The 26,868-nt window shown below is 72.4% G+C and carries 21 protein-coding genes; 11 read left to right on the top strand and 10 right to left on the bottom strand.

The window, feature by feature from the left end:
• Positions 1-321 precede the first annotated feature (321 nt).
• Complete coding sequence (gene serA, locus VM636_RS08895; protein WP_030421669.1) at positions 322-1,911, top strand: phosphoglycerate dehydrogenase; 1,590 nt, start codon at positions 322-324, stop codon at positions 1,909-1,911.
• Between the two features lie 355 nt (positions 1,912-2,266).
• On the opposite strand, the gene VM636_RS08890 is transcribed toward serA, so the two are convergent.
• Positions 2,267-3,460 carry a helix-turn-helix domain-containing protein gene (locus VM636_RS08890; RefSeq protein ID WP_037858791.1) on the bottom strand — a complete coding sequence of 398 codons (1,194 nt, stop codon included), beginning with the start codon at positions 3,458-3,460 and terminating at the stop codon, positions 2,267-2,269.
• 183 nt (positions 3,461-3,643) lie between these two features.
• Here VM636_RS08890 and VM636_RS08885 point away from each other — a divergent pair, with 183 nt between their 5' ends.
• From VM636_RS08885 to VM636_RS08850, 8 genes are all read left to right on the top strand, one after another.
• Complete coding sequence (locus VM636_RS08885) at positions 3,644-4,570, top strand: proline dehydrogenase family protein (protein ID WP_030421671.1); 927 nt, start codon at positions 3,644-3,646, stop codon at positions 4,568-4,570.
• A 49-nt stretch (positions 4,571-4,619) separates the two neighbouring features.
• Positions 4,620-6,251 carry an L-glutamate gamma-semialdehyde dehydrogenase gene (pruA, locus tag VM636_RS08880; protein ID WP_030421672.1) on the top strand — a complete coding sequence of 544 codons (1,632 nt, stop codon included), beginning with the start codon at positions 4,620-4,622 and terminating at the stop codon, positions 6,249-6,251.
• A 79-nt stretch (positions 6,252-6,330) separates the two neighbouring features.
• On the top strand, positions 6,331-6,882 hold the full coding sequence (locus VM636_RS08875) for a GNAT family N-acetyltransferase (protein ID WP_030421673.1): 552 nt from the start codon (positions 6,331-6,333) through the stop codon (positions 6,880-6,882).
• A 258-nt stretch (positions 6,883-7,140) separates the two neighbouring features.
• A complete protein-coding gene (locus VM636_RS08870; protein WP_078856089.1) occupies positions 7,141-7,272 on the top strand; it encodes a hypothetical protein in 132 nt (43 codons plus the stop codon).
• An 86-nt stretch (positions 7,273-7,358) separates the two neighbouring features.
• The gene (locus VM636_RS08865) at positions 7,359-8,411 is read left to right on the top strand and encodes a 3-isopropylmalate dehydrogenase (RefSeq protein WP_030421674.1); all 1,053 of its coding nucleotides are present in this window, start codon (positions 7,359-7,361) and stop codon (positions 8,409-8,411) included.
• A 250-nt stretch (positions 8,412-8,661) separates the two neighbouring features.
• Positions 8,662-9,750, top strand: coding sequence for a branched-chain amino acid aminotransferase (locus tag VM636_RS08860; protein WP_030421675.1), 1,089 nt, complete (start codon positions 8,662-8,664; stop codon positions 9,748-9,750).
• A 442-nt stretch (positions 9,751-10,192) separates the two neighbouring features.
• A complete protein-coding gene (gene cimA / locus VM636_RS08855; protein WP_030421676.1) occupies positions 10,193-11,797 on the top strand; it encodes a citramalate synthase in 1,605 nt (534 codons plus the stop codon).
• A gap of 94 nt (positions 11,798-11,891) precedes the next feature.
• On the top strand, positions 11,892-13,244 hold the full coding sequence (locus VM636_RS08850; protein ID WP_338484250.1) for a hypothetical protein: 1,353 nt from the start codon (positions 11,892-11,894) through the stop codon (positions 13,242-13,244).
• 132 nt (positions 13,245-13,376) lie between these two features.
• Here VM636_RS08850 and VM636_RS08845 read toward each other — a convergent pair whose 3' ends face one another.
• Entirely contained in the window at positions 13,377-13,979 is a 603-nt protein-coding gene (locus tag VM636_RS08845; protein WP_030421678.1) for a YceI family protein, read from the bottom strand.
• 406 nt (positions 13,980-14,385) lie between these two features.
• Here VM636_RS08845 and VM636_RS08840 point away from each other — a divergent pair, with 406 nt between their 5' ends.
• Both VM636_RS08840 and VM636_RS08835 read left to right on the top strand, forming a co-directional pair.
• The gene (locus VM636_RS08840) at positions 14,386-15,969 is read left to right on the top strand and encodes an acyl-CoA carboxylase subunit beta (RefSeq protein ID WP_338484249.1); all 1,584 of its coding nucleotides are present in this window, start codon (positions 14,386-14,388) and stop codon (positions 15,967-15,969) included.
• Positions 15,970-16,014: 45 nt separating this feature from the next.
• Positions 16,015-16,206 (top strand): acyl-CoA carboxylase epsilon subunit, encoded by a 192-nt coding sequence (locus VM636_RS08835; RefSeq protein WP_030421508.1) that lies wholly within the window; start codon positions 16,015-16,017, stop codon positions 16,204-16,206.
• 159 nt (positions 16,207-16,365) lie between these two features.
• Here the strand turns inward: VM636_RS08835 and VM636_RS08830 are convergent, their stop codons facing one another.
• The 8 genes from VM636_RS08830 to VM636_RS08795 form a co-directional block, all read right to left on the bottom strand.
• Positions 16,366-16,947, bottom strand: coding sequence for an ATP/GTP-binding protein (locus tag VM636_RS08830; protein WP_026243582.1), 582 nt, complete (start codon positions 16,945-16,947; stop codon positions 16,366-16,368).
• On the bottom strand, positions 16,928-17,500 hold the full coding sequence (locus VM636_RS08825) for a DUF742 domain-containing protein (protein ID WP_030421510.1): 573 nt from the start codon (positions 17,498-17,500) through the stop codon (positions 16,928-16,930). Before VM636_RS08825 ends, VM636_RS08830 begins: the two co-directional genes overlap by 20 nt.
• 94 nt (positions 17,501-17,594) lie before the next feature.
• Positions 17,595-18,008: a roadblock/LC7 domain-containing protein gene (locus VM636_RS08820; protein WP_004983065.1), complete on the bottom strand. Its 414-nt coding sequence runs from the start codon at positions 18,006-18,008 to the stop codon at positions 17,595-17,597.
• Positions 18,009-18,018: 10 nt separating this feature from the next.
• Complete coding sequence (locus VM636_RS08815; RefSeq protein WP_053913630.1) at positions 18,019-21,249, bottom strand: nitrate- and nitrite sensing domain-containing protein; 3,231 nt, start codon at positions 21,247-21,249, stop codon at positions 18,019-18,021.
• 405 nt (positions 21,250-21,654) lie between these two features.
• A complete protein-coding gene (locus tag VM636_RS08810; protein WP_053913631.1) occupies positions 21,655-22,230 on the bottom strand; it encodes an ATP/GTP-binding protein in 576 nt (191 codons plus the stop codon).
• Entirely contained in the window at positions 22,211-22,609 is a 399-nt protein-coding gene (locus VM636_RS08805) for a DUF742 domain-containing protein (RefSeq protein WP_003997626.1), read from the bottom strand. The genes VM636_RS08810 and VM636_RS08805 overlap by 20 nt, the downstream gene beginning before the upstream one ends.
• A gap of 111 nt (positions 22,610-22,720) precedes the next feature.
• Positions 22,721-23,134: a roadblock/LC7 domain-containing protein gene (locus VM636_RS08800; RefSeq protein WP_007503778.1), complete on the bottom strand. Its 414-nt coding sequence runs from the start codon at positions 23,132-23,134 to the stop codon at positions 22,721-22,723.
• A gap of 9 nt (positions 23,135-23,143) precedes the next feature.
• The gene (locus VM636_RS08795; protein WP_338484248.1) at positions 23,144-26,830 is read right to left on the bottom strand and encodes a nitrate- and nitrite sensing domain-containing protein; all 3,687 of its coding nucleotides are present in this window, start codon (positions 26,828-26,830) and stop codon (positions 23,144-23,146) included.
• Positions 26,831-26,868 lie beyond the last annotated feature (38 nt).

Raw genomic sequence — 26,868 nt, 5'->3', positions numbered from 1 at the left:
GCCGGAGCACCCGTGCTCCGGCCCCTTCGGCTCCCCAGGGGTAGCGTCGGAGGCACGGCGTTGTCCATCCCGTCCGGCCCCGGACGGGTGATCCTTCCGAAGCGGCGTAAGACGACGCCCTCGGCGCTACTACACTGCTGCACTACATACGCGTCAGGCCCACAGCGTCGTGCGTCTTCCACGCGGCTAAGCGACTCCGAGGAATGGCCGGCACCCCCCGCCGCCCCGTGCGGGAGCGCCCCCGCGGTTCCCCGGCGCCGCTCCCCTCCACCGCCAGCGGCCGTCGGGACGGCCGTCCGCACTGGACATGTGAGGACTCACGTGAGCTCGAAACCCGTCGTACTCATCGCCGAAGAACTGTCGCCCGCGACCGTGGACGCGCTCGGCCCCGACTTCGAGATCCGCCACTGCAACGGCGCGGACCGCGCCGAACTGCTGCCCGCGATCGCCGACGTGGACGCGATCCTGGTGCGCTCCGCCACCAAGGTCGACGCCGAGGCCATCGCCGCGGCGGGCCGGCTGCGGGTCGTCGCCCGCGCCGGGGTCGGCCTCGACAACGTCGACGTCGCCGCCGCCACCAAGGCCGGCGTGATGGTCGTCAACGCCCCCACATCGAACATCGTGACCGCCGCCGAGCTGGCCTGCGGTCTGGTCGTCGCCACCGCCCGCAACATCCCGCAGGCCAACGCCGCGCTGAAGAACGGCGAGTGGAAGCGGAGCAAGTACACCGGTGTCGAGCTGGCCGAGAAGACCCTCGGCGTCGTCGGCCTCGGCCGCATCGGCGCCCTGGTCGCCCAGCGCATGTCCGCCTTCGGCATGAAGATCGTCGCCTACGACCCCTACGTGCAGCCCGCGCGGGCCGCGCAGATGGGCGTCAAGGTGCTGTCGCTGGACGAGCTGCTGGAGGTCTCCGACTTCATCACCGTCCACCTGCCGAAGACGCCCGAGACCGTCGGCCTGATCGGCGAGGAGGCGCTGCGCAAGGTCAAGCCCAGCGTGCGCATCGTCAACGCCGCGCGCGGCGGCATCGTCGACGAGGAGGCGCTGTACTCGGCGCTCAAGGAGGGCCGCGTCGCCGGCGCCGGCCTCGACGTGTACGCCAAGGAGCCGTGCACCGACTCGCCGCTCTTCGAGTTCGACCAGGTCGTGTGCACCCCGCACCTGGGCGCCTCCACCGACGAGGCGCAGGAGAAGGCCGGCATCGCCGTCGCCCGCTCGGTCCGCCTCGCCCTCGCCGGCGAACTGGTCCCGGACGCGGTCAACGTCCAGGGCGGCGTCATCGCCGAGGACGTCAAGCCCGGCCTGCCGCTCGCCGAGCGCCTGGGCCGCATCTTCACCGCCCTGGCCGGCGAGGTAGCCGTCCGCCTCGACGTCGAGGTCTACGGCGAGATCACCCAGCACGACGTGAAGGTGCTGGAGCTCTCCGCGCTCAAGGGCGTCTTCGAGGACGTCGTCGACGAGACGGTCTCCTACGTCAACGCGCCGCTCTTCGCGCAGGAGCGCGGGGTCGAGGTGCGGCTGACGACCAGCTCGGAGTCGCCCGAGCACCGCAACGTCGTCACCGTGCGCGGCACCCTCGGCGACGGCGAGGAGGTGTCGGTCTCGGGCACCCTGGCCGGTCCCAAGCACCTCCAGAAGATCGTCGCCGTCGGCGAGTACGACGTCGACCTGGCGCTCGCCGACCACATGATCGTGCTGCGCTACGAGGACCGCCCCGGCGTCGTCGGCACCGTCGGCCGCGTCATCGGCGAGGCCGGCCTCAACATCGCCGGGATGCAGGTGGCCCGCGCGACGGTCGGCGGCGAGGCCCTCGCCGTGCTGACGGTCGACGACACCGTGCCCTCCGGCGTGCTCGCGGAGGTCGCCTCGGAGATCGGCGCCACCTCGGCCCGCTCGGTCAACCTGGCCTGACCCGCACCGTTCCGGGGCCGCCGCGCGCGGCCCCGGAAGGCGCCCCTCCGGGCACGTCACCCCACGTCTTCTCGCGTCTTCCCACCGATTCCCACGTCTTCTCGCGCGCCGGACGCGCCGACCTCGTCGGCCCGTCCGGCGCTTCGCGTGCGCCACCCAGCGCCCGCCCCGCCGCCGCCCCCGGCACTGCCTCGCCCGCGCCCCCGCCGCCATGCCCGGCACGGCCCCGCCACCCCCGGCACGCCCCGCGCCCGCCGGCCGACGGCCGCGAGACCGGTGGGGGAGGGGCGGGAGACCGGTGGGGAAGGGCCGCGGGGCCAAGGGGGAGGGGCGCCCCTCGTCCGGAGAGCCGTCCCTACAGCCGCCGCGCCTTGAGCGCCATGTGCAGCAGCAGACGGTCCTCGCCGTCGTCCAGGTCCAGGCCGGTGAGCTGCTCGACGCGGGAGAGGCGGTAGTACAGCGTCTGCCGGTGGATGCCCAGCTCCGCCGCCGTGCGGCCCGCCTGCCCGGCCCGGTCCAGGTAGACCTCGGCGGTCCGGGCCAGTTCCCGGTGGACGGGCTGGAGCAGCGCCCGCACCGCCGGGTCCCGCGCCGCGCCGGGCGACAGCGCCGTCAGCAGCCGGAACGGGCCGATCGAGGCCCATTCGGCGACCGGGCCGAGCCGCGGTTCCGCCCCCGCCGCGCGGGCCGCCGCCGACGCCTCGCCCCAGGCCGCCGCCAGCTCCGCCAGCCCGGTCCGCGGCGCCGCCACCCCCGCCACCGCCTCGCCCGCGCCCCCCGCGCCCGCCGTGTTCCGCGCCCGCTCCAGCAGCCGCCCCGCCGCGGACACCGCCGGGGCCGGCAGCCGAGCCGACCGCAGCCGCACCAGCAGGGCCAGCGACCGCCGCCCCGCGGGCCACGGCAGCGTGCACAGCGCGGCAGCGCCCGGCACCGTCCGCACCGACGGCGCGTCGTCCGGGCCGGCCGAGGGCCACGGCGCCACGCACACCACCGCGTGCGGGCCGTCCGCGCGGGCGCCGAGGGCGCTGCGCAGTTCGGCCACGGCCATGTCCCGCTGCCAGTCCCGCTCGGCGCTCAGCACCGCCCGCAGCTCCCGGCTGAGGTCGGCGCCGAGTTGGGCCTCGTCCGCGAGCAGCGCGCCGATCCGGCCGGTGACCTGCATGGCCGCGGTGAGCTGCGCCTCGGTCGGTCCCGGGTCGGTGTCCAGCAGCCAGACGTAGCCGAGGACCACCCCGTGGTGGCGCACCGGCAGACAGGTCCGGCCCCGGTAGACGCCCGCCTCCGGGGTCGGCGGGATGCGGACCGGACCGGTGGCGCGGGTGATGCCGAACCCCTCGAACCAGGCGCGGACCGCGTCGGTCGAGCGCCGGGTCAGGATCGAGCGGGTGCGCACCGGGTCCAGCGCCGACGGGTCGAGGTCGCCCTCGCTGTCGTAGGCGCCGAAGGCGATCAGCTCGAAGTCGCGGCTCTCCAGCGTCGCCGGTGCCCCCAGCAGCTCCGAGATCTCGTCGACCAGTTCCTGGTAGTCACCCTTGGAATCCGACGTCACCCGGGCATTCTCCCCTATTCACCCCCGTCCTTCATACATCTGTCTGAGATCCGCGGCACGGATGCGTGACAGGTGTCGATGGCCGACGATCGAGACGGTCCCTAGATTTCACGGTGGTTCTCCGTGCCGTTCCCCGCAGCATCGGGCCGCGGCCATGTGCAGTAAGTCAGTTGGAGGTGCCCCGTGCTGGGTCCCGTGATTCTCGCCGCGTCGCGCAGCGACCGCATGCGCCGCCTGGTCTCGGCCGCGCCCGTGACCAAGCCGGTCGTCGACCGGTTCATCCCCGGCGAGACCGTCGGCCAGGTGCTCCCGATCGTCGAGGAGCTGGCCGGCCGCGGCCTGGAGCTGACGATGGACGTCGTCGGCGAGGACATCACCACCCCGGCGCAGGCCGAGGCGGCCCGCGACGCCTACCTGGAGCTGATCGACTGGCTGAAGCCGCTCGGCCTCGGCGCCCGCGCCGAGATGTCCGTGAAGCTGTCGATGTTCGGCCAGGCGCTCGACGGGGGGCACGAGCTGGCCCTGGCGAACGTGCGCCCGGTCGTCGAGGCCGCCGCCGAGATCGGCACCACGGTCACCCTGGACGCCGAGGACCACACCACCCTCGACTCGATGTTCGCCATCCACGAGGAGCTGCGCAGGGACGTCCCGCAGACGGGCTGCGTCATCCAGGCGTACCTCTTCCGCACCGAGGCCGACGCGCGCCGGCTCGCCGCGAGCGGCAGTCGCGTACGGTTGGTGAAGGGGGCCTACAAGGAGCCCGCCGAGGTCGCCTATCAGCAGAAGCACGAGATCGACAAGGCGTACGTACGCATCCTGCGCACCCTGATGGAGGGCGAGGGATACCCGATGATCGGGTCCCACGATCCCCGCCTGATCTCCATCGGCCAGGAGATGGCCCGGCTCGCCGGGCGCAAGCTCGACGAGTACGAGTTCCAGATGCTGTACGGCATCCGTGGCGACGAGCAGCGGCGGCTGGCCGACGAGGGCCACCGCGTGCGCGTCTACACCGCCTACGGCACCGACTGGTACGGCTACTTCATGCGCCGGCTGGCCGAGAAGCCCGCGAACCTGCGCTTCTTCGTCCGGTCGATGGTCACCAAGGGCTGAGCCCGCACCACCGCTCGACACCCGCTCAAGTCAAGGAGTCCCGGAACTTATGGACGCTGTGACCCAGGTCCCCACCCCCGTCAACGAGCCGGTGCACGGCTACGCCCCCGGCTCGCCCGAGCGCGCCCGGCTGGAGGCCAAGCTCAAGGAGCTGGCCGACAACCCCGTCGAGCTGCCCTGCACCATCGGCGGCGAGAAGCGGATGGGCGGCGGCGACCGCTTCGACGTGGTGCAGCCGCACAACCACAAGGCACGCCTGGGCACCTACGCCAACGCCACCCGGCAGGACGCCCAGGACGCGGTCGACGCCGCCCTGGCCGCCGCCCCCGCCTGGCGCGCGATGTCCTTCGACGACCGCGCGGCGATCATCCTGCGCGCCGCCGAGCTGCTGGCCGGCCCCTGGCGCGAGACCATCGCCGCCTCCACCATGCTCGGCCAGTCCAAGACCGCCCAGCAGGCCGAGATCGACAGCCCCTGCGAGCTGGTCGACTTCTGGCGCTTCAACGTCCACTACGCCCGCGGCATCCTGGCCGAGCAGCCCCCGGCCAACTCGCCGGGCGTGTGGAACCGCCTGGACCACCGTCCGCTGGAGGGCTTCGTCTACGCGATCACGCCCTTCAACTTCACGGCGATCGCCGCCAACCTGCCCACCGCCCCCGCCCTGATGGGCAACGTGGTGGTCTGGAAGCCCTCCCCGACGCAGACCCACGCCGCCGTGCTGCTGATGGAGCTGCTGGAGGAGGCCGGGCTGCCCAAGGGCGTCATCAACCTGGTCACCGGCGACGGCATCGAGGTCTCCGAGGTCGCCCTCCACCACCGCGACCTGGCCGGCATCCACTTCACCGGCTCGACCAAGACCTTCCAGTACCTGTGGAAGACGGTCGGCAACAACATCGAGAAGTACCGTGCCTACCCGCGCCTGGTCGGCGAGACCGGTGGCAAGGACTTCCTGGTCGCCCACCCGAGCGCCGACCGCGCCGTGCTGAAGACCGCCCTGACCCGCGGTGCCTTCGAGTACCAGGGCCAGAAGTGCAGCGCCACCTCGCGCGCCTACATCCCGGCGTCGATCTGGAACGACGGCTTCAAGGAGGAGTTCGCCGCCGAGGTCGACTACCTCACCATGGGCGACGTCACCGACCTGGCCAACTTCATGGGCGCCGTCATCGACGAGCGCGCCTTCGCCAAGAACAAGGCCGCCATCGACCGCGCCAAGCAGGACCCGACCTGCACGATCGTCGCCGGCGGCAGCTACGACGACACGGTCGGCTACTTCGTCCGCCCGACCGTCGTCGAGTGCACCGACCCGGAGAACGAGGTCTTCACCACCGAGTACTTCGGCCCGATCCTCGCCGTGCACGTCTACGAGGACGAGCGCTACGACGAGATGCTGACCCAGATGGAGTCGGCCTCCGACTACGCGCTCACCGGCTCGGTCGTCTCCGCGGACCGCGCGGCGACCGCGTACACGATGGAGAAGCTGCGCTTCGCGGCCGGCAACTTCTACATCAACGACAAGTCGACCGGTGCCGTGGTCGGCCAGCAGCCCTTCGGCGGCGGCCGTGCCTCCGGCACCAACGACAAGGCCGGCGCCCCGCAGAACCTGATGCGCTGGACGCTGACCCGCGCCATCAAGGAGACGCTGGTCGCGCCGACCGACTACACCTACCCGCACATGGGCTGAGCACGGTCGCTGCCGACGGGCCGGGTCCTCTCTTCGAGGGCCCGGCCCGTCGGCGTCCGGGCGGCGGCATACTTGCCCGATGACCGGCCTGCCGCCCGCGCCGCGCCCCGTGCGCACCGCGCACACCGCCGACCTCGGCCCCGCCGACCTGCGCGCCGTGCGCGCGTTGCTGGACACGGCCTTCGACGGCGACTTCGACGACGCGGACTGGGACCACACCCTGGGCGGCGTGCACGCCCTGGTCCACGACGCGGGCGGGCTCGCCGCGCACGGTGCCGTGGTGATGCGCCGGGTGCGCCACGACGGGCGGTGGCTGCGCGTCGGCTACGTGGAGGGCGTGGGAGTCCGCCCCGACGCGCGGCGCGCCGGCCTGGGCGGGCGGGTGATGGGCGCGCTCGAAGGGGTGGTCGCCCGCGCCTACGCCTTCGGCGCGCTGTCGGCGAGCGCGGACGGGGCCCGGCTCTACGCGGCCCGCGGCTGGCGGGTGTGGGAGGGGCCGCTCCGCGCCCTCGGGCCGGGCGGCCCGGTCCGGCTCGCCGAGGAGGAGGGGTCGCTCCACGTCTGGCCCGTACCGGACGGGCGCGCGAGCGGGGAACTGCTCTTCGACTGGCGGGACGGCGATGTGCTCTGAGGTATCGCCGCAGGTCAGAGCGGTGTGAGAGGGGTCACCGTCTCAGATAGTAGGAAGTCCGAGTAATGGTGCAGACAGACGCCCCGCGCTCCCTTAGCTTGGAATGAGCCGAACGTCTCGCCCGACCGGGCGAGGGCGGTCGTGAGCCCGGCCCCGTGCAGGCAATCCCTGCGGCCTCGCGCTCCCCGCCCCTTTCCGGTGTCTCGTCAACCGCTTCCCGCGCTCTGGCGCCCCCGTGCGCCGAAGGAGTCGATTCCCATGGCCGAGACCACCGTCCGCCGCCGCGTCCGCCACGCCTCCCGTACCGCCGACTCGGACCGTAAGAACGCCGCCGCCGCCCTCCAGCGCGCCCTCGACCGCCGTGACAACGGCGGCGCGACCGGCCACTGAGGCCCCGCGCCGCCGTCCCCCTGAGGCGGTGTCCGCATCGCGGACGCCGCATGTCATCTCGTGGGACGAGCGGTAGGGTACCCGCCATGTCGGCAAGCTCTCGCATCCTCAATCTCGCAGTGATCCCCGGTGACGGCATCGGCCAGGAGGTCGTGACCGAGGGGCTCAAGGTCCTCTCCGCCGCCCTCCCGCGGGACGTGAAGCTGGAGACCACGGAGTACGACTTCGGCGCCCGGCGCTACCACGCCACCGGTGAGACCCTTACCGACGCCGACCTCGACGCCCTCAAGGCCCACGACGCCATCCTGCTCGGCGCCATCGGCGACCCCTCGGTCCCCTCCGGCGTGCTGGAGCGCGGCTTCCTGCTCAAGCTGCGCTTCGCCTTCGACCACCACGTCAACCTGCGCCCGAGCAAGCTCCTGCCCGGCGTGGCCACCCCGCTCGCCGGCCAGCCCGAGATCGACTTCGTCGTCGTCCGCGAGGGCACCGAGGGCCCGTACACGGGCAACGGCGGCACCATCCGCCAGGGCACCGAGCACGAGGTCGCCACCGAGGTCTCCGTGAACACGGCCTTCGGCGTCGAGCGCGTGGTCCGCGACGCCTTCGCCCGCGCCCAGGCACGTCCCCGCAAGAAGCTGACGCTGGTCCACAAGAACAACGTGCTGACCTTCGCCGGCCACCTGTGGACGAACACCTTCGAGAAGGTGGCCGCCGAGTACCCGGAGGTCACCACCGACTACCTGCACGTCGACGCCGCGACCATCTTCCTGGTCACCCAGCCCGAGCGCTTCGACGTCATCGTCACCGACAACCTCTTCGGCGACATCATCACCGACCTCGCCGCGGCCGTCTCCGGCGGCATCGGCGTCGCCGCGAGCGGGAACATCAACCCCGCCCGCACCTTCCCGTCCATGTTCGAGCCGGTCCACGGCTCGGCGCCGGACATCGCCGGCCAGGGCAAGGCCGACCCCACGGCCACGGTCCTGTCCGTCGCCCTCCTGCTGCGCCACCTCGGCCACGACGCCGAGGCGACCCGCATCGAGGAGGCCGTCGCCGCCGACCTCGGCGAGCGCGTCGGCCGCCCCGCCCGCAGCACGTCCGAGATCGGCGACGCGCTCGCCGTACGGGTAGCCGGCTGACCCGCGCCGCTCGACACCCCTCTCGAAGCCGCCGGGTCCGCCACAGGCACCCGGCGGCTTTCGCCTGTCCCCGCCGGGTGCGACCATGACCCCCGGGCCGCATTCACCCCGTTTCATCCGACGGCACCCCGCGCGATAATCGAACGCGGAGTCGCCGCACGAGGGAATGCTCGGACGTCCTACCACCGGCCGCCGCCGGTACGGGCGTGGACCGCGGCCCGTCACGACAACCGGTGAAGGACAACAACCCATGACGACGCCCACGATCGAGCTCAAGCCCTCCGCCAGCCCGCTCTCCGCCGCCGAGCGGGAGGCGATCCTGGCCGACCCCGGGTTCGGCCGCCACTTCACCGATCACATGGTGACGGTCAAGTGGACCGAGGGCCGGGGCTGGCACGACGGCCGGCTCGTCCCCTACGCGCCGCTCTCCCTCGACCCGGCCACCATGGTCCTGCACTACGCGCAGGAGATCTTCGAGGGACTGAAGGCGTACCGCCGCCCCGACGGCTCGGTCGCCACCTTCCGCCCCGAGAAGAACGCCCGGCGCTTCCAGGCGTCCGCCCGCCGGCTCGGCATGCCCGAACTCCCGGTGGAGACCTTCGTCGAGGCGTGCGACGCGCTGGTCCGCCAGGACCAGGGCTGGGTCCCGGCGCACGGCGGCGAGGAATCCCTCTACCTGCGTCCGTTCATGATCGCCACCGAGGTCGGGCTCGGCGTCAAGCCGGCCAACGAGTACCTCTTCCTGGTCATCGCCTCCCCGGCCGGCGCCTACTTCCCCGGCGGCGTGAAGCCCGTCTCCATCTGGGTCTCCGAGGACCGCGTCCGCGCCGTCCCCGGCGGCATGGGCGACGCCAAGACCGGCGGCAACTACGCCGCCTCCCTGCTCGCGCAGGCCGAGGCCGCCGCCAAGGGCTGCGACCAGGTCTGCTACCTCGACGCGGTCGAGCACCGCTGGGTCGAGGAGCTGGGCGGCATGAACCTGTACTTCGTCTACGGCGACCGCATCGTCACCCCCTCCCTCACCGGCTCCATCCTGGAGGGCGTCACCCGCGACTCGCTGCTGACCGTCGCCCGTGACCTCGGCTACCAGGCGGAGGAGGGCCGCGTCTCGGTCGAGCAGTGGCAGCGTGACGCCGAGAACGGCACCCTGACCGAGGTCTTCGCCTGCGGCACCGCGGCCGTGATCACCCCGGTCGGCACCGTCAAGCGGGCCGGCGCCGAGTGGCAGCAGAGCGGCGGCGAGCCTGGCGAGGTCACCCAGCGGCTGCGCCGGACCCTGCTCGACATCCAGCGCGGCACCGCCCCGGACACCCACGGCTGGATGCACACGCTCGCCTGACCCCCGCCCCGTCCCGTCCGCCCGCCGGAGCCGCCCCGGCGGGCGGAGGGCGGTCCGGGCGACGGCCCCGGCGCGCGGCCCGGCCCTCCGGCCCGTCCGCTCCCACGACACGCCGCGGCCGTCCGGCCCGTCCGGATCCGCCCGCGTCCGTGCCCGCATCCTGAGACGGTCATGAGGTGGCGGGCGGATTGTGCCAGACTGCCCCCGTGCTCTCGTTCGCCATGATTATTGGCAGCAGGCGCGCCGGTCCGCAGTGACCGCCTCGTACGACCAGGTACGGGCGGACACCGTCGTCCTCGACCCGCGCGCAGACCTCTCGCACCCGCGAGAGGTTTTTCGTTTTCCCGGCCCACCTCCAGCCGGGAGGGGAGCGCGAGGGATCATAGGGGACGGTGGAACCGGTCATTCCGGTAGACCGAGATCCAACACAGGAGCCTGAGACATGACCGCATCCAACGAGCTCGACGACTCGTTCCACGTCTTCGACACCACCCTGCGCGACGGCGCGCAGCGGGAGGGCATCAACCTCACCGTCGCGGACAAGCTGGCCATCGCACGGCACCTGGACGATTTCGGCGTCGGCTTCATCGAGGGCGGCTGGCCGGGCGCCAACCCCCGCGACACCGAGTTCTTCGCCCGCGCCCAGGAGGAGATCGACTTCCGGCACGCCCGGCTCGTCGCCTTCGGCGCCACCCGCCGGCCCGGCGCGACCGCCGCCGAGGACCCGCAGGTCAACGCGCTCCTCGCCTCCGGGGCCCAGGTCATCACCCTGGTCGCCAAGTCCCACGACCGGCACGTCGAACTGGCCCTGCGCACCACCCTCGACGAGAACCTGGAGATGGTCCGCGACACCGTCGCCCACCTGACCGCGCAGGGCCGCCGGGTCTTCGTCGACTGCGAGCACTTCTTCGACGGCTACCGCGCCAACCCCGAGTACGCCAAGGCCGTCGTGCGCACCGCCGCGGAGGCGGGCGCCGACGTGGTCATCCTCTGTGACACCAACGGCGGCATGCTCCCCGCCCAGATCCAGGCCGTCGTCGCCACCGTCCTCGCCGACACCGGCGCCCGGCTCGGCGTCCACGCCCAGGACGACACCGGCTGCGCCGTGGCCAACACCCTGGCCGCGGTCGACGCGGGCGCCACCCACGTCCAGTGCACCGCCAACGGCTACGGCGAGCGCGTCGGCAACGCCAACCTGTTCCCGGTGGTCGCCGCCCTGGAGCTGAAGTACGGCAAGAAGGTCCTCCCCGAGGGCCGACTGCGCGAGATGACCCGCATCTCGCACGCCATCGCCGAGGTGGTCAACCTGGCCCCCTCCACCCACCAGCCCTACGTCGGCCTCTCCGCCTTCGCGCACAAGGCCGGACTCCACGCCTCCGCCATCAAGGTCGACCCCGACCTGTACCAGCACATCGACCCCGAAGAGGTCGGCAACACCATGCGGATGCTGGTCTCCGACATGGCCGGCCGCGCCTCGATCGAGCTGAAGGGCAAGGAACTCGGCATCGACCTCGGCGGCGACCGCGAACTGGTCGGCCGGGTCGTCGAGCGCGTCAAGGAACGCGAACTGCAGGGCTACACCTACGAGGCCGCCGACGCCTCCTTCGAACTGCTGCTGCGCGCCGAGGTCGAGGGCGGCCCGCTGAAGTACTTCGACGTCGAGTCCTGGCGCGCGATCGCCGAGGACCGCCCCGACGGCACCCACGCCAACGAGGCCACGGTCAAGCTCTGGGCCAAGGGCGAGCGCATCGTCGCCACCGCCGAGGGCAACGGCCCGGTCAACGCCCTGGACCGGGCGCTGCGGGTGGCGCTGGAGAAGATCTACCCCGAGCTGGCCAAGCTGGGCCTGGTGGACTACAAGGTCCGCATCCTGGAGGGCAGGCACGGCACCCACTCCACGACCCGGGTGCTCATCTCCACGGCCGACGGCAGGGGGGAGTGGTCCACGGTCGGCGTCGCCGACAACGTCATCGCCGCCTCCTGGCAGGCCCTGGAGGACGCCTACACCTACGGCCTGCTCCGCGCGGGGGTCGCACCGGCCCGCTGAACCCCGCACGCCCCCTGCGCCGCGGCCCGCGGCACGATCCGGAAGGACGGCCCCGGAGTCTCGGCGCAGGGGAAATTCGGGTACGTTCGCACGTATGAAGGGCGCCCGCACGCAATTCCTCGTACGCCTGCTGATCGTGCCCGTCGTCGCCGCGCTCGCGGTGCTGACGACCGGCACGCCCGGAGCGCAGGCGGTCACCGACGTCCCGACCATCGCCGAGGCCCTGCGCGAACGCCCCGTCTACGTCGATCCCGACGCCTCGCACCTGTTGTCGAAGGCGGACGCCGACGCGCTCTCCGACAAGATCCGGGACGCGGACAAGCCGGTGCTCGTCGTGGTGCTCCCGGCCGACTACCCCACCCAGGACCTCTTCCAGCACCTGCGCACGCAGGCCGGGCTCACCGGCCTGTACGGGGTCCGGCTCGGCGACCGCTTCGACGCGCGCGCCGACAGCGGCGTGCTCAGCCGCCAGGGCGTCTCCAACCTGGTCGGCTCGGTGCAGGGCACGTCCGACCCCAAGGCCCAGCTCAACGACTTCGTCGACGCCGCGCTGCGCAGCGTGCACGGTTCGGCGCCCTCGACCTGGGCCACCGGCGGCTCGGTGTCGACGACCACGCTGCTCACCGCGGGAGCGGTCGTGGTGGTGGCCGGCGCGGGCGGCTACGCCCTGGTGCGCCGCGCCCGGCGCCGCCGCGAGGAGGAGCAGCGGGCGGCGCTGGAGCGGCTGCGGGTGGTGGTCGACGAGGACATCACGGAGTTCGGCGAGGAACTGGACCGCCTCGACTTCCGCCCCTTCGAGCCCGGCGCCGACGACGCGATGCGCGCCGACTACGAACGCGGGCTGGACGCCTACGAGCAGGCGAAGACGGCCATGGCGGATGCCCGGCGGCCCGAGGACGTGCGCGCGGTGACCGAGGCACTGGAGGACGGCCGCTTCGCGCTGGCGCAGCTCGCCGCCCGCCGGGAGGGCCGGCCGCTGCCCGAGCGGCGCCCGCCCTGCTTCTTCGACCCGCGCCACGGGCCCTCGGTCGCCGACGCGGCCTGGACGCCGCCCGGCGGCGCGACCCGCGAGGTGCCGGTCTGCGCCGCGGACCGGGCCCGGCTCTCGGACGGCCTGGACCCGCTGGTCCGCGAGGTCGACACCGATCAGGGCCGCCGGCCCTACTGGGACGCGGGGCCGGCGTACGGCCCCTGGGCGGGCGGTTACTTCGGCGGGGGCATCCTGCCGGGACTGCTGGTCGGCACCGTGCTCGGCGGCATGATGTCCTCCCCGTCCTACGCGGCCGGCTACGGCGGCGGGTACGGCGACTTCGGCGGCCACCAGGGCGGTGACGTCTCCGGCGCGGACTTCGATCCCGGCGACTTCGGGGGCGGTTTCGGCGGCGGGGACTTCGGCGGCGGCGGCGACTTCGGCGGTGGCGGAGGGGACTTCGGCGGCGGTTTCTGAGCCGGGCGGACCGGGCCCGGGAGGCCGCGGCGCCCCGGGACGCGGAGCCCGGTGGTCCCGTCGGGGGCCGGGACAGGCGAAGGCGGGGCCGGCGCGGTGTGCGCCGGCCCCGCCTCCGTGCGGCGGCGGGCCTCAGGCCTGCTTGATCGCGGAGATGTCGAAGTTCAGCTTGATCTTGTCGGAGACCAGCACGCCACCCGTCTCCAGGGCCGCGTTCCAGGTCAGGCCCCACTCGGAGCGCAGGAGCTCGGCCTTGCCCTCGAAACCGACGCGCTCGTTGCCGAAGGGGTCGGTGGCGGCGCCGTTGAACTCCAGGTCGATGGTGATCGGCTTGGTGGTGCCGAGGATGGTGAGGTCACCGGTGATGCGGTAGTCGTCGCCGCCCAGGGCCTCCGCCTTGGTGGAGCGGAAGGTCATCTTGGGGAACTCCTCCGTCTTGAAGAAGTCCGCGCTCTTGAGGTGGCCGTCGCGGTCCGCCGAGCCGGTGTCGATGCTGTCCATCGTGATGTCCAGGGCGGCGGTGGAGCGGGACGGGTCGCTGCCGTCCAGGTGCAGGGTGCCGCCGAAGTCGTTGAACTTGCCCTTGACGTTGGTGACCATCGCGTGCCGGGCGACGAAGCCGAGCGTGGAGTGGGCCGGGTCGAGGGTGTACTCGCCGGTCAGCGCGGCCAGGTCGGGGTTGACCGGGGCGGCAGCGGCGGAGGCGGCGGAGTTGGTGCGGTTGAAGAGGCCCATGGTGTGCTCCTGAAGGGGACGGGGACGTGACGCCGGGCGGCGTACGACCGGTGATGTTGAATGTTCAACCAGTGCAACGCTCTCGACTGTAGACGCATTCCGTTCAATATTCAACGTTATGGCCGTCACGCGCGCCTGTCCACGCGCCACGCGGCAGGATGGCCGAACACCGCCCGTCCGGCGCCCCGGGCGGCGGGCGTCACTCCGGAGGTGGTACGCGCGGCGGGCGATGTGAGGTGGCCCTGCGCCGGAGTGATTTGTGCAACCCCTACAAGCCCGGGACCCTCCGCGCAGTCGAAAGGGCTGCCGTGGGCCGGGGTTCTGTTCAAGGGCACCAGGAAAACGCCACGGAGACTGTACGGAGTGGACGGGCCGGTTTCCTTGGTCTGCTCCGTAAGGTCGCTACATGACCGTTTTGGATGAGGCGCCGGGCGAGCCGACGGACGCGCGCGGGCGAGTGGCCGAGCTGCACGACATCCGTGCGCGGGCCGTGGCCGGGCCGAGCGAGAAGGCGACGGCGGCGCAGCACGCCAAGGGCAAGCTGACGGCACGCGAGCGGATCGAGCTGCTGCTCGACCCCGGCTCCTTCCAGGAGGTCGAACAGCTCCGCCGGCACCGGGCGAGCGGCTTCGGTCTGGAGGCGAAGCGGCCGTACACGGACGGTGTGGTCACCGGGTGGGGCACGGTCGAGGGCCGGACGGTCTTCGTGTACGCGCACGACTTCCGGATCTTCGGCGGTGCGCTGGGCGAGGCCCACGCGACCAAGATCCACAAGATCATGGACATGGCCATCGCGGCCGGTGCTCCCCTGGTCTCCCTGAACGACGGGGCCGGTGCGCGTATCCAGGAGGGTGTCTCCGCGCTCGCCGGGTACGGCGGCATCTTCCAGCGCAACACCAGGGCGTCGGGTGTCATCCCGCAGATCAGCGTGATGCTCGGCCCGTGCGCGGGCGGGGCGGCCTACAGTCCGGCGCTGACGGACTTCGTGTTCATGGTCCGCGAGACCTCGCAGATGTTCATCACCGGCCCGGACGTCGTCAAGGCCGTCACCGGCGAGGAGATCACCCAGAACGGCCTGGGCGGCGCCGACGTGCACGCCGAGACCAGCGGCGTGTGCCACTTCGCCTACGACGACGAGGAGACGTGCCTCGCCGAGGTGCGCTACCTGCTGTCGATGCTGCCGCAGAACAACCGGGAGAACCCGCCGCGCACCGAGTGCGCCGACCCGGCGGACCGCCGCGGCGACGCCCTCCTGGACCTGGTCCCGGTCGACGGCAACCGCCCGTACGACATGACCAAGGTCATCGAGGAGATCGTCGACGACGGCGAGTACCTGGAGGTCCACGAGCGCTGGGCGCGCAACATCATCTGCGCCCTGGCCCGCCTGGACGGACAGGTCGTCGGCATCGTCGCCAACCAGCCGCAGGCGCTGGCCGGGGTGCTGGACATCGAGGCGAGCGAGAAGGCGGCGCGCTTCGTCCAGATGTGCGACGCGTTCAACATCCCGATCGTCACGCTGCTGGACGTGCCCGGCTTCCTGCCCGGCGTCGACCAGGAGCACGGCGGCATCATCCGCCACGGCGCCAAGCTGCTCTACGCCTACTGCAACGCGACCGTCCCGCGGATCTCCCTCATCCTGCGCAAGGCGTACGGCGGCGCCTACATCGTCATGGACAGCCAGTCCATCGGCGCCGACCTCACCTACGCCTGGCCCACCAACGAGATCGCCGTGATGGGCGCCGAGGGCGCCGCCAACGTCATCTTCCGCCGCCAGATCGCGGGCGCCGAGGACCCCGAGGCCATGCGGGCCCGCATGGTCAAGGAGTACAAGGCGGAGCTGATGCACCCGTACTACGCGGCCGAGCGCGGCCTCGTCGACGACGTCATCGACCCCGCCGAGACCCGCGAGGTCCTGGTCAGGTCCCTGGCGATGCTCCAGACCAAGCACGCCGACCTGCCGTCCCGCAAGCACGGCAACCCGCCCCAGTAACCGGGCGGACACCCCGCGGACCCCTCACCCAGAAAGACTCACACCATGAGCACTGCCGACATCCGCGTCGAGAAGGGCCACGCCGAGCCCGAGGAGGTCGCCGCCATCACGGCCCTCCTGCTGGCCCGCGCCGCCGCCCGCCCCGCCGAGATCGCCCCCGCCCACGGGCGCGTCCGCGCCGGCTGGCGCCGCCTGGAGCGCGAGCCCGGCTTCCGCGCCCCGCACAGCTGGCGCTGAGCGCCCGCGTACGCCACGCACGGCCGAAGGGGCCCCACACCCGTCACGGGTGTGGGGCCCCTTCGGCGTTCCCGAGGCGCGCGGGGAGGGGGGGAAACGACTTGGGGGGTGCCTCTCCGCAGAGAGAGGCACCCCCCAAGTCGTTCCGCGCGGTCCCCGTTACCGCAGCCGCGCCATGAGCGCGTGCTCCACCAGGGTGATCAGCGTCGACTTGGCGTCGGCGCGATGCCGGGCGTCCGTCGTGATGATCGGGGTGTCCGGACCGATCTGCAGGGCCTCGCGCACCTCGTCGGGGTTGTACGGCTGCTGGCCGTCGAAGCCGTTGAGCGCGATGACGAAGGGCAGGCCGGAGTTCTCGAAGTAGTCGACCGCGGGGAAGCAGTCGGCGAGCCTCCTCGTGTCGACGAGGACCACGGCGCCGATGGCGCCGCGGACCAGGTCGTCCCACATGAACCAGAAGCGGTCCTGGCCCGGGGTGCCGAAGAGGTAGAGGATCAGGTCCTGGTCGAGCGTGATGCGGCCGAAGTCCATGGCGACCGTCGTGGTCGTCTTGTCCCCCGTGTGGGTGAGGTCGTCGATGCCCGCCGAAGCGGAAGTCATCACGGCCTCTGTGCGCAGCGGGTTGATCTCCGAGACGGCGCCGACGAACGTGGTCTTGCCCACGCCGAAGCCGCCCGCCACCACGATCTTCGCGGAGGTGGTGGAGCGGGAAGGACCGCCGCTAGAGCTTGCGAAGTCCACTGAGCACCCTTTCGAGCAGTGTCACGTCTGGCTGGCCGCCGGCGTTCTCGTCGCCGCCGGGCTGATGAATGGCGACCAGTCCCGCCTCCGCCAAGTCGGCGACGAGGATCCTGGCCACGCCGAGGGGGATCGTGAGCAGGGCCGAGATCTCGGCCACCGACTTGATCTCCCGGCAGAGGTTGCAGATGCGCTGATGCTCGGGCAGCTGGCCCTGCATCTGGTGCGGCTGCGCGGTGGTGTGCACCAGCGCCTCGATGGCGAGCTGGTACCGGGGCCTGGTGCGTCCGCCCGTCATGGCGTACGGGCGCACCAGGGGGTTGTGTGCCGCCCCCGCGGGCGCCGGCTCGGGAGCGCGGCGCTGCGGTTGCACCGGCTGGATGCGCGGGGCGTGCGGCTGGTCATACGGCGAGGGGCCGGGGCCCTGTGGCGCGTACGGCTGCCGGTGGTCCGGCGGGGAGGGGAAGTCGTACGGGCTCGCCGGACCGTCTCCCTGGCCCTGGGCAGGGCCGTAGGACCAGTTGCCCGACGAAGGACCGCCTGGGGGTGTTGCCACTGTCTCCTCCTCCGACTGTGCCTGGCACCCATCGCTGTGGAGCCGCGTCCCGAAACCTTACGGCCCCGGGACGCCAATACGCACCGTCCGTCCTTTAGTTGAGAAGGCTCCCCTGGAGCTCCGCGCGCAGGTCCGGTGTGAGGACCGTACCCGCGCGGTCGACCAGAAGGGCCATCTCGTACCCGATGAGGCCGATGTCCGCCTCCGGGTGTGCGAGAACCGCGAGCGACGAACCGTCGGAAATGGACATGATGAAGAGGAATCCCCGCTCCATCTCCACAACCGTCTGGTTCACGCTGCCGCCCTCGAAGATGCGCGAGGCGCCGGCGGTCAGCGAGGTCAGACCGGAGGCGACAGCCGCGAGCTGGTCGGCCCGGTCGCGCGGGAAACCTTCGGACATCGCCAGAAGGAGTCCGTCGGCGGAGACCACCACCGTGTGGGACACCCCCGGGGTGTTGTCCACGAAGTTGGTGATCAACCAGTTCAGGTTCTGTGCCGCCTGGCTCATCGGGCTCACACTAACGCTCCTGGTCGTAGGTGCTGTCAGGACCACGGTGTTCATTCCTTGTGTCCTGGCCGTTCGTTTCACTGCCTGCGTTGCGGCCCCGTTGGACACCGCGCCGCAGGTTGCTCAGCCTGCCCCGGACGTCCTCCGGGGCGCGGGAGACCTGTGGGCCCCCCTGGGGGGTGGTTTGGGCGGCTCCCTCGACCAGGTTGGCCTTGGGGACCCGCCGCGGCAGACCGGAGGAGGTGACCCCGCCCGCCTTCGGCTTGCGCAGCTGTGAAGCCTGCTGCCAGCGCTCGTCGTTGGCCGACCGCCAGTCGTCGTCCGCCCCGGGAGCCGCGGCCGGTTCCGCCGGGCCCGCGTGCCGCGCCTCGCCGGTGCCGCTCGCGGCGGAACCGCGGCGCGGAAGTCCCGCGTCGGTCAGCTCGTGGGCGGCGGAGGCGGCCGGTCCCGGACGGTCGAAGCCTACGCGGTCCGCCTCGTGCGCGTCAGCGACCTCGGTGGATTCCGCTTCCGGTGCCCCCGCAGGGTACTGGCTCGGATAGCCGTTCTGGTAGCCGTCCTGTGGGGGCCAGTCGTCCTGGTGACGCCGTTGTCCGAAGGGCGAGTAGGCGTCCTGGCCGCCGGCGGCGGGGGACTGGTGCGCGTCCTGGCCGGACTCCGCATACGGGCTCTCGGGGTAGCCGGCCGGGGACGAGAAGGTGTCGTTCCGCGGCAGGCCGCCGTCGGGCGCGTAGTACTGCTCGTCGTACGCCGGCTGCTGGGGCTCCGCGTACGCCTGCTGCGGGTGTTCGGTGTACGCCCGCTGGTCGTAGCCGCCCTGCTGCTCGGGGTAGCCGCCCTGGTCGAAGGCGGTCTGGCCGGTGAACGGGTCCTGGTAGCCGGCCGCCTCGCCGCCCTCGGCGCCGGGCCGCGGGTCGTCGGGGTGGGCCTGGGCCTCCAGGGCCGCGCGGCGCTCCCCGCGCATCAGCGAGCGGCCGACGGGATCGAGGTCGCGCAGGTCGTCGGGGACCTCGGTGTAGCGGCTGTCGTCGAAGCCGAGTTCGGCCGCGGTGCGCATCGGCTGGGCGAAGTTCTCACCCGGGACGTGCTGCGCGGGCATGGTCTGGGAGATGGTGAACTCGTCGCGCTGGACGTGGTGTTCGCCGCCACCGCCGTGGGTGATGGCGTCCGGCAGCATGACCAGCGAGGTGGTGCCCGCCTGTTCGCCCGAGGGGCGGAGCTGGACCCGGACGCCGTGCCGGTCGGCGAGCCGGCCGACCACGAACAGGCCCATGCGCTGCGAGATCGCGGCGTCCACGGTCGGCGGGTTGGCCAGCTTGTGGTTGATGTCCGCGAAGTCCTCGGCGGTCAGGCCGATGCCCTTGTCGTGGATCTCGATCATCACGCGGCCGTCGGGCAGCCGGGTCGCGGTGACGCGCACCTTGGTCTGCGGGGAGGAGAACGTGGTGGCGTTCTCCAGCAGCTCGGCGAGCAGGTGCACGAGGTCGGTCACGGCGCGGCCGTGGATCTCGGCCTCCGGCACGCCGGACAGCTCGATGCGCTCGTACTGCTCCACCTCGGAGGCGGCGGCGCGGAGCACGTCGACCAGCGGGACCGGCTGGTCCCAGCGGCGGCCGGGCTCCTCGCCGGCGAGGACGAGGAGGTTCTCGCCGTTGCGGCGCATGCGGGTGGCCAGGTGGTCCAGGCGGAAGAGGTTCTCCAGCTGGTCCGGGTCGGCCTCGTTGTTCTCCAGGTCGGTGATGAGGGTGAGCTGGCCCTCGATGAGCGACTGGTTGCGCCGCGACAGGTTGGTGAAGATCGCGTTGATGTTGCCGCGGAGCAGGGCCTGCTCGGAGGCGAGCCGGACGGCCTCGCGGTGCACCTGGTCGAAGGCGCGGGCGACCTCGCCGATCTCGTCGGTCGAGGTGATCGGGATCGGCGTGACCCGGGTGTCGACGCGGCCGGGGTCGGTACGGGAGAGCTGGTCGACCAGCATCGGCAGGCGCTGCTCGGCGATGCCGAAGGCGGCGTTGCGCAGACGGCGCATGGCGCGGCTCATCTGGCGGGCCACCATGCCGGCCAGGATGAAGGCGGCGAGCAGTGCGATGACGACCGCGGCACCGGTGATGAAGGCGTCGCGCCGGGCGTCGTCGGCGATGGCGGAGGCCTCGGCCACCGCCCGGTCGGCCATGTCCGACTCCAGCGTGTGGTAGGCGTCGTACTTGAGGGTGTGGACCGCCCACCAGTTGTCCGGAGTGATGCCCCGCTGGGCGAGGGCGGCGCGGGCGGCGGGGTCGGTGGTGTCCAGCCGGGCCAGTTCCGAGACCATCGTGGTCGGGTTGGCGGGCGGCGGCACGTAGTCGGGGTCGTTGGCCTTGGCCTCCCTGGCCAGGGCGGCGCCGTCCTCCTTGACCTTCTTCTCCGCCTCCTTGAGCCTCTTCGCGTCCTCCTCGGTACCGCCGCCGATGTACTCCTCGACGGCGATGCCCTCCAGGTAGGCGTAGGAGGAGAGGGCGACGCGCTGGCTGGCCAGGTGGCCCGGGTCCGGACCCGGTTTGACCAGCATGTGCATGCCGATCGAGCGTTCCAGCGAGAGGGCGGCCTTGGTCAGGGAGATCGCGTAGACCGCGCGGCCGTAGGAGGTGATGTTGCCGGTGCCCAGGCCGAGTTCGTTGGCGAACTCCATCAGCGGGTGGGCGATGCCGACGTAGCCCTCCTCCGTCTCCACGCCCTTCAGCTTGGGGGTGTAGGAGGCGGCGCGCAGGGCGGAGAGCTTGGGCTCCTGCTCGCGGAAGAGCTTGAGCCGGCGCTGCAGGCCGGGCTTGTCGGGCATGTTCCGGGCGGCCTCGTCGAAGGTGCCGGCCGCCTTGTCGGTGGCCTCGCGGGCCTTGGTCACGGAACTGTCGCTCTGGCCCTTGCCCTGGAGCAGCGGGGCGGCGCTGACGTCGCGCTCGTAGTAGAGGGCGTCGGCGTAGCTGAGGGAGGCCTGCACGAGGCGGGCGGTGTTCTTGGCGTCCTCGGCGTCCTGCCAGGTGTCGATCGAGCCCTTGACCTGGAAGCCGCCCATGACGAGGCCGACCAGCACGGGTATGAGCAGGATCGCGTTGAGGCGGGTCGCCACGTGCCAGTTGCGCGGGGTGAGACGGCCTCCGACGGGTGCGGGCGGCGCCACGGGTTCGGACGCGGGGGCGGACGCCGCTGTGCGCGGCGGGGTGAAGTTGCCCCGGGCCGATGGCTCGGGACTGCTCTTGCTTCGCCTCACTCGACCAACAACCTCTCGGCGGTCGGCACCTGTGTCGTGCCGCAGTGTCTCAGAGCCCAGTCCGTCATCAGTACGTGCTACTGGTGAGTACGTCTTTGACCATCGGGCAGTTCTGGCATTCCAGCACGACGACCAGCGCTCTTCCAAACAGCGGAACGAGGGGATTTCACGTGAGGTAAACCGCAGATAAATCGGTCATAAAGAGCGAGGGCCAGCAAAAGGCGGGGCCGGCGTGAGCGCAGCGGCACCGATCGACCGCGACGCGTGTCGGTACCACCCGATTCCTCTGCCGAAACGTTATGAACAGCGAAGCCGACCGTGTCAAAGGACACAGCCGGCTCCGGTACCGCTACGACAACTGCCGTATGACCATGCCGATTTGATCACCGGCGATGGGCGGTGCGCCTACCGCAGCCGGGCCATGAGCGCGTGCTCCACCAGGGTGATCAACGCGCTCTTGGCGTCGGCACGGTGGCGGGCGTCGGTCGTGATGATCGGGGTGTCGGGGCCGATCTGCAGGGCCTCGCGGACCTCGTCGGGGTTGTACGGCTGCTGGCCGTCGAAGCCGTTGAGCGCGACCACGAAGGGCAGGCCGGAGTTCTCGAAGTAGTCGACCGCGGGGAAGCAGTCGGCGAGCCTCCTCGTGTCGACGAGGACCACGGCGCCGATGGCGCCGCGGACCAGGTCGTCCCACATGAACCAGAAGCGGTCCTGGCCCGGGGTGCCGAAGAGGTAGAGGATCAGGTCCTGGTCGAGCGTGATGCGGCCGAAGTCCATGGCGACCGTCGTGGTCGTCTTGTCGCCGGCGTGGGTGAGGTCGTCGATCCCGGCGCTGGCGGAGGTCATCACGGCCTCCGTGCGCAGGGGGTTGATCTCGGAGACGGCGCCGACGAACGTGGTTTTGCCCACGCCGAAACCACCGGCCACCACGATCTTCGCGGAGGTCGTCGCCCGACCTCCGTCAGAGCTTGCGAAGTCCACTGAGCACCCTTTCGAGCAGTGTCACGTCCGGCGCACCGCCGTTGTTCTCGTCGCCGCCCGGCTGGTGGATGGCGACGAGCCCGGCCTCCGCGAGGTCCGCGACGAGAATCCGGGCCACACCGAGAGGCATCGACAGGAGTGCCGACACCTCGGCCACCGACTTCACCTCGCGGCACAGGTGGCAGATGCGCTGGTGCTCGGGGAGCAGCCCCATGAGCGCTGCCGGATCGGCCGTCGTGCTGATCAGCGCCTCGATGGCGAGCTGATAGCGCGGCCGCGTCCGGCCACCGGTCATCGCGTACGGACGGACCAGTGGTTGGTCGCCCTCATCCTCGTACGGCTCCGCGTACGGATCATGAGAGGCGGTGGGCGGGGTCATGAATCCTCCGGGCGGGACAGCAAGTCGGTCGGTCAAGCCGTCTGACGAGGCCGGTGGGGGGATTGTGGCGGCCGGACGGTGATTTGGTGAGACGGGTGGTGCCGGGGCCGATCAGTGGAGCAGACTGCCCTGTAGTTCGGCGCGCAGGTCGGGTGTGAGGACCGCGCCGGCACGGTCGACCAGAAGCGCCATCTCGTAGCCGACCAGACCGATGTCGCACTCGGGGTGGGCGAGCACGGCCAGGGACGAGCCGTCCGAGACGGACATGAGGAAGAGGAACCCCCGCTCCATCTCCACGACCGTCTGGGAGACGTCGCCGCCTTCGAAGATCCGGGAGGCCCCCGCGGTCAGCGAGGTGAGTCCCGAGGCGACCGCCGCGAGCTGATCGGCGCGGTCGCGTGGAAAGCCTTCCGACATCGCCAGAAGGAGTCCGTCGGCCGACACGACGACGGTGTGGGACACCCCCGGGGTGTTGTCCACGAAATTCGTGATCAACCAGTTGAGGTTCTGTGCCGCCTGGCTCATCTGGCTCAACTAACGCTCCTGCTGGTGAGTGGGCCGCGGGTGGCTGCCGGTCTGGTTGGTGCCGGCCTGGCGGCCCTGTGCGATTCCCCGACGGAGATTGGTCAGCCGGCCGCGCACCTCGTCGGGCGAGCGCGAGACCTGAGGACCACTCTGGTGGGACTGCTGCTGAGCCGTGCCCGGGACGAGGTTGGCCCGGGGGACCCGGCGGGGCAGACCGGAGGTGGTGACACCGCCGGCTGCCGGCTGCCGGACGCGCTCCGCCTGCCGTACGAGGTCGTCGTTCGGCGAGCTGCGCCACGTGGAGGGGGCGGGCTGCTCGGGCGCCGCCGGGGTCTGGGGCTGGGCCGCCGGTTCGGCGGACGGGGCGTCCTGTGCCCGTGCCCGTCGTTCCCCGTGGAACCAGTTGGTCTCCAGCGTGTCGTAGAGCGGGGTGCGTCCGTCGCCGGGCCCGGGGGCGGGCGGCAGGGCCCAGCCGTCCGCCGGCCGCTGCGGGGCGGCCGGCTCCTGGGACGCGGGGCGCTGTGGCACGGCACCCGGGGCGCCGCCGCCCTGCGGACGGGGGAACCCGCCACCGGCCGGGGGCTCCTGGCGGGCGGGCAGCCCGTGGCGCGCGCCCGAGCCGTTGCCGAAGGACGAGGGGCCGCCGAACGGGCCCGGCGCGGCCGGGTCCGGGGAGGCCGCCGGGCCGGTGGGGCCGCCGAAGACGTCCGGGCGGACGAACGAGCCGGTGTGCTGCTGCGGCGCGGCCTCGCCCCGCGAGAACTGGTCGTCGCGCGGCCCGCCGCCGCCCGGCCTGCCGTACGGGTCGGCGCCCGGCTGGGTGAACTGGCCCGTGTGCTGCGGGGTCCCCGGCGCCGGGGCGTCGAAGTCGGGACGGGCGAACTCGGCCGTGGCGCCCGGTCCCTGGCCGTCGCCGAAGCCGGTCACGGCCGGCATCCGCGCGGTCGAGTCCGGAGCCTGCCGGGCGTCGTGGTGCGGGGCGCGGGCGCCCGGCTCCTCGTGGCCGCGCGGGGCGTCCAGCGAGGCGCGGCCCGCCGGCGGCTGCGCGTTCTCGTCGCTCCAGCTCGGCACGCGGGGCTGCGGCGTGCCGCCGGGCAGCTCGGCCCGGGGACCCCCGCGCGGCGGGAGCTGGGGACGGCGGCCCTGGCCGGTGTCGGCGGGGCCGGCGTCGCGGCCGGTGCCGCGCTGCGGGGGCACCGCGCCGTGGCTGCCGCCGAACATGTCCTGGCCGCCCTGCGCGCCGCCCGCGGGGGCCGGACGGCCCTGCTGCGGAGGCGTCGGGGACTGGGGTCCGCGCATCCCGCCCGGGGCGCCGGACCGTTCGCCCGCGTCCCGTCCGGGCAGCGCGGCGCGCGGGTTCTGGCCGGTGCCGAGGGGACCGCCGCCGAAGCCGCCGCCACCGCCGAGGGCGCCGCCGCCCTGGCCGCCGCCGCCCTGGCCGCCGCCCCGGCGGGCCGCCGCGGCGCCCGCCGCCGCCTGCGCGGCGGCCGGACCGCCGCCGCCCATGGCGGGCTGGCCCTGCTTGGGCTGCGGCTTGCGACCGCCCTGGGCCACGTCGACGGGGAGCATGACCAGCGCGGTCGTGCCGCCGGAGTCGGAGGGGCGCAGCTGGATGCGGATGCCGTGGCGCTGCGAGAGGCGGCCGACCACGAAGAGGCCCATGCGGCGGGAGACGGAGACGTCCACCGTGGGCGGCGCCGCCAGGCGCTCGTTGATCGCGGCCAGGTCCTCGGGGGAGAGGCCGATGCCGGTGTCGTGGATCTCGATCAGCACCCGGCCGTCGGGCAGGGCGTGACCGGTGACCTTGACCTTGGTCTGCGGGGAGGAGAACGACGTCGCGTTCTCCAGCAGCTCGGCGAGCAGGTGCACGAGGTCGTTGACGACCCGGCCCGCCACCTCTGTGGTGGGCACGGAGGTCAGTTCGATGCGCTCGTACTGCTCCACCTCGGAGGCGGCGGCGCGCAGCACGTCGACCAGCGGGACCGGGCGGGTCCAGCGGCGGCCGGGCTCCTCGCCGGCGAGGACGAGGAGGTTCTCGCCGTTGCGGCGCATGCGGGTGGCGAGGTGGTCGAGCTTGAAGAGCGAGGAGAGCTGGTCCGGGTCGGCCTCGCGCGACTCCAGTTCGGAGATGAGCGAGAGCTGGCGCTGGATGAGGCCCTGGGAGCGGCGCGAGAGGTTGGTGAACATCGCGTTGACGTTGCCCCGCAGCAGCGCCTGCTCGGCGGCGAGGCGGACCGCCTCGCGGTGCACGTCGTCGAAGGCCGCGGCCACCCGGCCGATCTCGTCCCGGGAGTGCACGCCGACGGACTCCACGGAGGTGTCCACGTCCTGCGGGTCCGTCTCCGAGAGCTGCTTGACCAGCTCGGGCAGACGGTCCTGGGCGACCTTGGTCGCCGTCTCCTCCAGGCGGCGCAGCGAGCGGATCATGGAGCGGGCCACGACGAAGGCGCCGACCAGCGAGACGCCGAGCACGATGAGGATCACCGCACCGGAGATGATGGCCTCGCGCTCGGAGGCGCTGCGCAGCTCGCGGGCCTTCTGCTCCATGTCCTCGAGCAGCGTGTGCTCGATGTTCTTCATCTGCTGGATCTTGGTGGAGCTGTCGTCCAGCCAGTCCTGGTACGAGCGCTTGTCCAGACCGGCCAGGCCGTCGGCGCTGCCGAGCGCGCGGCCCGCGTAGGTGTCGCTGGCCTCGATGGTCGGGTTGCCCTGCGAGATGGGCTTGAGGAGTTCCTCGGCACCGTCGCCGTAGATGCTGGTGAAGGTGCGGATCTCGGACTTCTGGCTCTGCAGCGCCGACTCGGCGTACAGGCGGTCGTTCTCGACCAGCTTGCCGCGGGTGGTGTTGCTGGCCGGCAGCGCCGCCGCGATGACCGCCCGCTGCACCGAGGCGTACTCCTTGGCCGAGGAGAAGGCCGACAGGGCGCGGGTGCGCTGGATCATCTCGGGGTTGCTGGTGGCCTCCGCCATGTCCTGCGAGAGGTCGAGCAGGTGGGTGATCAGGCGGTGGTAGGCCTCGACGGTCTGGGTCGAGTTGTCCTTGGCCTGGTAGGCGGTGCTGCGGATCTTGTTGAGGTCGTTCAGGTCGCTGGCGAGGCCGACGAGGCTGTCGCGGACACCGACCAGGTTGCCGTCCTTGGAGGCGGCGTCGATGTCCTCGGAGCTGTCCAGGAAGTTCTTCAGGGCCCGGTCGGTCTTCTCCCGGTCGCCCTTCACCGAGATCGCGCTGGCGGTCGAGCCGTGCGCGAGCGGGCCGGCGGACTGGTCGCGCTCCTCCTGGAGCGCGGCGGCCAGTTCGGTGGCCTGCTTGGTCATCTCGGTCAGCAGCTTCATGTTGTCGAGCTGCTGGATGTCGTCCATGGACTGGCTGATGCGCAGTCCGCCCAGCGTGGTGGCGGCGACCACGGGCAGCGCGAGGAGCGAGACCAGGCGGGTCGAGATGCGCCAGTTGCGCAGGGCTATCCGCGGTCCGGGGCCGGGCGGGGCCTTGGGCGTCTCGCCGCCCGGTGCCGAGCCGCCGGGGGAGGACGGACCCGCCTTGCCGGGCCGTCCCGGCCGCTCCCCGCCGTCGCCGGACTGTCCCTGGCCCTGGTTCTGGGCGTGCTGGGGCGAGGAGCCGACGGCCTTGGGGCCGGTCCCGCCGTGCGGCTCCGGCTCCGCCGAAGCGCTGCCATCCCTCTTGAAACGTCCCTGCACTAGCGTCGCAACCTCTGGACCAGGCGCCCCTCCGCGTG

The sequence above is a fragment of the Streptomyces sp. SCSIO 75703 genome, assembly GCF_036607905.1.
GTDB lineage: Bacteria > Actinomycetota > Actinomycetes > Streptomycetales > Streptomycetaceae > Streptomyces.
This window is presented reverse-complemented; position numbering and strand designations above follow the sequence as displayed.